This window comes from Actinosynnema sp. NPDC020468, assembly GCF_040642015.1.
In the GTDB taxonomy this organism is placed as follows: domain Bacteria; phylum Actinomycetota; class Actinomycetes; order Mycobacteriales; family Pseudonocardiaceae; genus Actinosynnema.
Genome location: NZ_JBFAEO010000006.1, coordinates 197,686 through 203,903, shown reverse-complemented (window position 1 = coordinate 203,903; position 6,218 = coordinate 197,686). Strand labels below are relative to the sequence as shown.

7 protein-coding genes and 1 tRNA gene are annotated in these 6,218 nt (G+C 70.9%); 5 read left to right on the top strand and 3 right to left on the bottom strand.

Annotated elements, in window-relative coordinates:
- Positions 1-248: 248 nt before the first annotated feature.
- The 3 genes from AB0G50_RS07885 to AB0G50_RS07875 all read right to left on the bottom strand — a co-directional run bounded on the left by AB0G50_RS07885 (position 249) and on the right by AB0G50_RS07875 (position 1,804).
- Positions 249-758 (bottom strand): SAF domain-containing protein, encoded by a 510-nt coding sequence (locus tag AB0G50_RS07885; RefSeq protein WP_360103490.1) that lies wholly within the window; start codon positions 756-758, stop codon positions 249-251.
- 91 nt (positions 759-849) lie between these two features.
- Positions 850-1,128 carry an FmdB family zinc ribbon protein gene (locus tag AB0G50_RS07880; RefSeq protein ID WP_360103488.1) on the bottom strand — a complete coding sequence of 93 codons (279 nt, stop codon included), beginning with the start codon at positions 1,126-1,128 and terminating at the stop codon, positions 850-852.
- A gap of 100 nt (positions 1,129-1,228) precedes the next feature.
- Positions 1,229-1,804: a 5-formyltetrahydrofolate cyclo-ligase gene (locus tag AB0G50_RS07875; RefSeq protein ID WP_360103486.1), complete on the bottom strand. Its 576-nt coding sequence runs from the start codon at positions 1,802-1,804 to the stop codon at positions 1,229-1,231.
- A gap of 35 nt (positions 1,805-1,839) precedes the next feature.
- Between AB0G50_RS07875 and AB0G50_RS07870 the strand changes: the two genes are divergently transcribed.
- From AB0G50_RS07870 to AB0G50_RS07850, 5 genes are all read left to right on the top strand, one after another.
- Positions 1,840-2,715, top strand: a complete 876-nt coding sequence (locus AB0G50_RS07870; RefSeq protein ID WP_360103484.1) for a UTP--glucose-1-phosphate uridylyltransferase — start codon at positions 1,840-1,842, stop codon at positions 2,713-2,715.
- Positions 2,716-2,729: 14 nt separating this feature from the next.
- On the top strand, positions 2,730-3,953 hold the full coding sequence (gene glp, locus AB0G50_RS07865; protein ID WP_360103482.1) for a gephyrin-like molybdotransferase Glp: 1,224 nt from the start codon (positions 2,730-2,732) through the stop codon (positions 3,951-3,953).
- Entirely contained in the window at positions 3,954-4,616 is a 663-nt protein-coding gene (locus AB0G50_RS07860; RefSeq protein WP_360103480.1) for a GNAT family protein, read from the top strand.
- Positions 4,617-4,774: 158 nt separating this feature from the next.
- The gene (gene glpR, locus AB0G50_RS07855; RefSeq protein ID WP_360103478.1) at positions 4,775-5,398 is read left to right on the top strand and encodes a gephyrin-like molybdotransferase receptor GlpR; all 624 of its coding nucleotides are present in this window, start codon (positions 4,775-4,777) and stop codon (positions 5,396-5,398) included.
- Positions 5,399-5,494: 96 nt separating this feature from the next.
- A tRNA-Ala gene (locus tag AB0G50_RS07850) sits at positions 5,495-5,570 on the top strand.
- Positions 5,571-6,218: the final 648 nt, after the last annotated feature.

The following is a 6,218-nucleotide window of genomic DNA, read 5'->3' as shown; positions in this document are numbered from 1 at the left end:
GCGCTGATCAACGGGTCACCGCTGGCAACCACATTTGGCACGGGGGCGCCGGCTTTGGAGTGTGGGTGCGGTCCTGAGTTCTCGGCGCCCCCGTGCCAAATGTGGTTGGGCTGCGCCCAGGCCATACGGGGAGAACACGAGGCCGCTGGCTTGGTCGGCGTGGCCTGGCCTGGCTTGGTCGGCGTGGCCGGGCGTTGCCTTGGCGGCTGGTGTGGGTGGCGTGGGTGTGGCGGTGTTGTGTGGCGGGGCTAGTTGAGGGTCAGGGCCAGTGGGGTGGTCAGGGATTGGGCGGCCAGGGTGGTGGCTGTTTGTTTTGTGGTGGACAGGATTGCCAGGGTGTCGTCGTCCTTGATCGCCACGACTGTGGCGTCCTCGGCCAGGATTGTGGCCTCGGGGGTTACCACGTTCACCTTGTCGCCCGGTTTCAGCAGGGTGGTGATGGCCTTGTCCTGGAGGCGGACGGCCACCGACGTCCTGGTGGGGTTGGGTGGGGTCAGGCGGGTGGTGGTCAGGTATTCGCCTGGGCCTGCTCGGGAGGTCAGGGTGCGGCCGATGGCGGTCGACTTGGTGGCCGCGTCGGCTGGGGATAACCCTGGGGGTACGTGACGGGTTTCCACGTCTGCCTCGGTCAGCGGGATGCCCGGGGGCAGGGCTCTCGTGGTGACCGCGACCTCGGTGCCCGGAGGCGTCGGCCACCACGTGATCAGGGCGCCTAGCAGGGCGAACAGGGCGGCGAGGAGTTTTCTGGTGCGGGGCATGGGGACGACGGTACGGGCGGTTTCGGGGTGGGGAAATGGTTGGCCCCCGAGCTGTGGACAACTCGGGGGCCTGTGGACAACTTGGGGATTCCTACGACGCCGCGGCTGAGGTGCTCGTCGTGGTCGAAGGAGTCGACGGGGTGCTCGCCGGGGTCGACTCGGACTTCGTCGCCGTGGTGGAGGACGGGGTCGAGGTCCTGTTGTCGGTGCGGTAGAAGCCGCTGCCCTTGAAGACCACGCCCACCGCGCCGTACAGCTTGCGGAGCCTGCCGCCGCACTGGGGGCATTCCGTCAGCGCCGCGTCGGAGAAGGACTGGACCTCTTCGAAGCGGTGGTCGCACTCGGTGCAGGCGTACTGGTAGGTCGGCACGGTTTGCCCTCCACGAGTCCCGTTGGCACTCCTACGTCACGAGTGCCAGACACGATGATGCGCCGGCCGGCATACGTCACGCAAACAACACTGGTCAACGTCACAGCGGCAGGCGCAGCAGGCCCCGTCCGGGCGTCAGCACGGCGTCCACCCGGACGTCGTGCGCCTCGGCCGGCAGGTCGTACGGCACGAATTCCGCGTCCCGCACCAACGCCACCAGTGGCGCGTTCGTCAACGGCAGCGAGCGGTCGTAGTGGCCGCCGCCCTTGCCGAGCCGGACGCCGCGGTGGTCGACGGCCAGGGCCGGCACCAGCACCAGGGACGCGGCGCCGATCGCGGTCGGGCCCAGGCGCGGACCGGACGGTTCCCGAAGTCCGAAAGGGCCCGGCGCGAGTTCGTCGGGCGCGTAAACCGCCCAGTCCAGCGGCGCCGGTCCGACGACAACCGGGAGGAGTACCCGGAAACCGGACTCGGCAAGCGTGTCCAACATCGCCGCCGAGCCGGGCTCGTTACCGACCGGCAAATACGCGCACACCGTCCCACCTGCGGGAACGCCGAACGCCGCAGTCGCCTGGAGCACTTCGGAGGACAAAGGGGCGCAAGCGCCGGTACGCCTTGTGGCACGCAGCCGCGCGCGTTCCGCCGCCTTCCGATCACATTCTCCGGACGTCGTCACGACCACCCCTATGCACGCCGTTACGCTCGCTGTTCATGAGCGTCTTCCAGACAGCAATCGTGCCCGCGGCGGGACTGGGCACGCGCTTCCTCCCGACCACCAAAGCGGTGCCCAAGGAGCTGCTGCCGGTCGTCGACACCCCTGGCATCGAACTCGTCGCCGCCGAGGCCGCCGAGGCCGGTGCCACCAGGTTGGTCATCGTGACCTCGCCGGGCAAGGACTCGGTCGCGAACTACTTCCGACCGCAGCCCGAACTGGAGGCCACGCTCGAGTCGCGCGGCAAGCACGACCTGGTCGCCAAGGTGCGCCGGGCGCCGGGCCTGCTGAGCGTGGAGACCGCGATCCAGGACCGCGCGTTGGGCCTCGGGCACGCGGTCGGCTGCGCCGAGGGCAACCTGACCGGCGAGGACGAGGCGGTGGCGGTGCTGCTGCCCGACGACCTCGTGCTGCCGACGGGCGTGCTCAAGACCATGGCCGCGACCAGGGAGAAGTTCGGCGGGAGCGTGCTGTGCGCGTTCGACATCCCGCGCGAGCAGATCTCCGCCTACGGCGTGTTCGACGTGCGCGAGACCGGCGACGACGACGTGAAGCAGGTCGTCGGCATGGTCGAGAAGCCCAAGGCGGAGGACGCGCCCTCGACGTTCGCGGCGGCCGGCCGGTACCTGCTGGACCGGGCGATCTTCGACGCGCTCAAGCGCATCACGCCGGGCGCCGGCGGCGAATTGCAGCTCACCGACGCCATCGCGCTGTTGATCAACGAGGGGCACCCCGTGCACGTCGTGGTGCACCGCGGCGGACGACACGACCTGGGCAATCCCGGTGGTTTCCTGAAAGCTGCGGTTGACTTCGCGCTTGAGCACCCGGACTACGGCGCGGAACTGGAGCAGTGGCTCCGGGCACGTCTCGGCTGAACTGAGGTCGTCTTATGAGGTCAGTGGACGAGCAGCTGCACCGCGTCGTCGCCGCCGCCGTGCGGCCCGCACCGGTGCGCGTGGCGATCTCCGAGTCGCAGGGTCTGCTCTGCGCCGAGGAGGTCGTCGCGGAACGCGCGTTGCCCGGTTTCGACCAGGCCGCGGTCGACGGCTACGCGGTGCGCAGCGTCGACGTGCAGGCGGCGGCCGAGGAGCCGGTGCAGCTGCCCGTGGTCGGCGAGATCCCCGCGGGGTCGCGCCAGCCGCGGCGGTTGCAGCCCGGTCAGGCCGTCCGGGTCGCGACCGGCGCGCCGCTGCCGACGCTGGCCGACGCCGTGGTGCCCCTCGGGTACACCGACGGGCACGCGGCGAACGTGACGGTGAAGACGCCCGTGCCGTCGGCCGCGTTCGTCCGGCGCACCGGCGAGGACGTGCAGACGGGTGACGTGGCGGTGCGCCGCGGCGCGGCGATCGGGGCGGCCCAGGTGGGTCTGCTGGCCGCCGTGGGGCGCAACAAGGTGCTGGTGCACCCGAGGCCGCGGGTGTCGGTCGTGTCGGTCGGCGAGGAGCTGGTGGACGTCGACCGCACGCCCGGTCAGGGCCAGGTCTACGACGTCAACTCCTACGCGCTGGCCGCCGCCGCGCGGGACGCGGGCGCCGAGGTCAGCCGGGTCGGCATCCAGTCGGCCGACCCGCGCCGGCTGCTCGAGGTCGTGGAGGGTCGGCTGCTGCTGTCCGAGATCGTGGTGATCGCGGGCGGTGTCGGCGGCGCGGTGGGCGACGAGGTGAAGGCCGCGCTCGCCGAGCTGGGCGACGTGGACACCACCCGGGTCGCCATGCACCCCGGGTCGGTGCAGGGTTTCGGCCGGCTCGGCCCGGACGCCGTGCCCACGTTCCTGCTGCCCGCGAACCCGATGAGCGCGCTGGTCGTGTTCGAGGTGCTGGTGCGGCCGCTGATCCGGGCCGCGCTGGGCAAGCGCAACCCGTACCGGCGCGCGGTGAGCGCCCGGCTGCTGTCGCCGCTGACCTCGACCAAGGGCAGGCGCGGGTTCCTGCGCGGCCAGTTGCTGCGCGACGCCGACAACGGCGAGTACCTGGTGCAGCCGCTCGGCACGTCGGGTTCGCACCTGCTGGCGTCGTTGGCCGAGGCGAACTGCCTGATCATGGTGGACGAGGACGTCACCGACGTGTCGTCGGGCGACGAGGTGCTGGTCAGCTTCCTGGCCCAGAGGGGATAGATGAGCGCGGGTCTCGCGTGGGACGGGGGCAGGCACCCCGGGTGGCCCGCGCGGCTCGGACCGCTCCGGGTGGCCGCGGGCGTCGTCGCCCTGCGTCCCCCGAAGCTGTTCGACGCCTCGGTGTGGTCGCGGCTGCGGTTGCGCGACCAGGCCTACCTGGAGGAGTGGGAGCCGACCGCGGTCGACGGCTGGGACGAGCGCAACGCCGCGCTGGCGTGGCCCGGCCAGTGGTCGTCGCTGAAGGCGTTGGCCCGGCGCGGCCAGGCGCTGCCGTTCGTGATCACGGTGGACGGTCGGCTCGCGGGCCAGATCACGGTGGGCAACATCGTGCGCGGGTCGCTGCGGTCGGCGTGGGTCGGCTACTGGGTGGCGGCCGACCTGGCGCGCGGCGGTGTCGCGACGGCGGCGGTCGCGCTGGTCGTGGACCACTGCTTCGGCGCGGCCGGGTTGCACCGGCTGGAGGCGACCGTGCGGCCGGAGAACGCGGCGAGCCTGCGCGTGCTGGCCAAGGCCGGTTTCCGCGAGGAGGGGCTGTTCCTGCGGTACCTGGACGTGGCCGGCGGCTGGCGGGACCACCTGTGCTTCGCGATGACCGCGGAGGAGGCGGCGCCGGAGGGGCTGGTGCGCCGATTGGTTGCCCGGGGATTCGCCCGAACCGCCTGATCAGGGGGCTGTTCGGATTATTCGGATCACCCGGAAGTGGGTGATAGACCACACTTTGGTACGTGCTCCGGTCGGCGAGCCTCCGACACAGGTGTGACTGTTGTGACTAGCGTGGCGTACGCACCGAGTGCGCCGCGGGGTAGGGGGAGGTGACGGGGATGCCGAGTTCGCTCATCGTGGTCGGGCTGGTGGTGGCCTGGCTGGTCGTCCTCGTCCCCATCGTGGCGCGCAAGCGCGCGGACGCGCGCAGCAGCATGGAGGAGGAGTACGACGCCATGCCTGACGCCGAGTTCGAGGACGACGAGTTCGACGACGAGTACGAGGAGATCCGGCCGTACCGCCCCGGACGGGGTGGCTACGACCCGGAGACCGCGGCCGTCGCGGCGCAGGCGAAGTACGCCTTCCGCCGCCGCGTGGTCGCGTTCCTGCTCGTGGCCGCGCTCGCGACCGGTCTGCTCGCGGGCCTGCTGTACCCGCTCGCGTGGTGGGGCCACGCCGGCGTGGACCTGGCCCTCGTGGGCTACCTCGCGTACCTGCGCCGCCAGGTCCGCATGGAGGAGGAGATCCGCGCCCGCCGCCAGGCCCGCCTGACCCAGCCGCGCCGCCGTCCGGCGGCCCGCCCGGTGGAGGAGGAGTCGGAGTCGGCCCTGGAGCCGCAGCCGCGCTTCCGCCACCAGGTCCGGCCGGGCACGGTGGTCGTGGACATGGACGACGAGGATCCGGCGTTCGACGAGTTGGACGGTCCGGACGCCCTGCCGTACCGGCGTGCCTCGGGTGAGTGAGGGGGGTGGTGAAACCACCCCCCTGGGTACTGATATGCTTCTCCCGCACGACGACAGCAGGGCAGTCAGAAGGCCGGGCTGTGGACAACTGAACACGGGGCTGTAGCGCAGTTGGTAGCGCGACTCGTTCGCATCGAGTAGGTCAGGGGTTCGATTCCCCTCAGCTCCACCAAAGTACTCATTGCACGAACACCTTCAGGGGCGGATACCGATAACTCGGTGTCTGCCCCTTCTGGTTGCATGACCGCGGTGGGCTGGGGCACGCGGAAGACGGGCACGCCGGCCAGTCGCGCGAATGCTGAACGGCATGACGAGACCTCCCGGTGCCTGTGTCCGGGATCGCGCGTGACAGTCGGTCGAACACTCGTGCACGACGAGCGGGGGAACCCGCGCCAGGCGAGCGCCGAGGTCCACCGCTCGGCGGCACCGCTGGCCAGGCCGGAGGATCCCGAACACCACTATCGCACCTGTCGCTCGCGCTGCTGGTGGGCGACAGGGTGAACGAGGAAGTGGTGGAGGCGAAGGGGCTGCCGGAGGCGGCGGACCTGCGTGAAGCCTACGAGGAGATGCGGAAGCCGAGCTGATCGGCTCTCCGTGTGGTCGGCTCCACGGAGAACGGGGAAACCCCTTCCACCCATGGTGGCGGAAGGGGTTTTTCGCTGTTCGGGTGCCTTTCGCGCGGTCCGCATATCGCCGGTGTATCGAAAAGCGGATACGTGTCGGCAACGTCGTGCCGGTTTGACTGGGTTCATGTCCCAGCGCGAACCGGTTCGGCGCACCGGGTTGTCGGCGTTCTCCTCGGTCGGTCCGCCGACGGGGA